Raw genomic sequence first — 741 nt, 5'->3', positions numbered from 1 at the left:
TATGAACTACATAACAAACGATAATTTAGAAGTAGCAGATAAAGAGGTATTTGATATAGTTGAAGCAGAACTAAAAAGACAAACAAACCATCTTGAGATGATTGCAAGTGAGAACTTTACAAGTCCAGCAGTTATGCAAGCTATGGGAAGTGTTTTTACAAATAAGTATGCTGAAGGTTATCCATATAAAAGATATTATGGTGGATGTGAGTTTGCTGATCAGGTTGAACAACTTGCAATTGATAGAGCTTGTAAAATATTTGGATGTTCTTATGCAAATGTTCAACCACATAGTGGAAGTCAAGCAAATGGTGCAGTATATGCAGCACTACTTAAAGCTGGAGATAAAATCTTAGGTATGGATCTATCTCATGGTGGACATTTAACTCATGGAAGTAAACCTTCATTTTCTGGTCAAAACTACTCTGCATTTTATTATGGTGTTGAACTTGATGGAAGAATTAACTATGATAAAGTTGAAGAGATTGCAAAAATTGTTATGCCAAAAATTATTGTTTGTGGTGCAAGTGCATATGCAAGAGAGATTGATTTTAAAAGATTTAGAGAGATAGCCGATGCTGTTGGTGCTATCTTATTTGCTGATATTGCTCATATTGCTGGACTTGTTGCTGCTGGTGAGCATATGAGTCCATTTCCATATGCTCATGTTGTAACAACAACAACTCATAAGACTCTAAGAGGTCCAAGAGGTGGTATGATTATGACAAATGATGAAGAGAT

Annotated in this window: 1 protein-coding gene; it reads left to right on the top strand. The window is 34.8% G+C overall.

Features of this window, described 5'->3' with window-relative positions; all coding sequences use genetic code 11:
• Position 1: 1 nt before the first annotated feature.
• Positions 2–741: serine hydroxymethyltransferase (locus CRU94_RS09510; protein WP_129106535.1), on the top strand; the 740-nt coding region annotated here is incomplete at its 3' end.

This window comes from Arcobacter sp. AHV-9/2010 (genome assembly GCF_004116575.1).
In the GTDB taxonomy this organism is placed as follows: Bacteria; Campylobacterota; Campylobacteria; order Campylobacterales; family Arcobacteraceae; genus Aliarcobacter; species Aliarcobacter skirrowii.
This window is presented reverse-complemented; position numbering and strand designations above follow the sequence as displayed.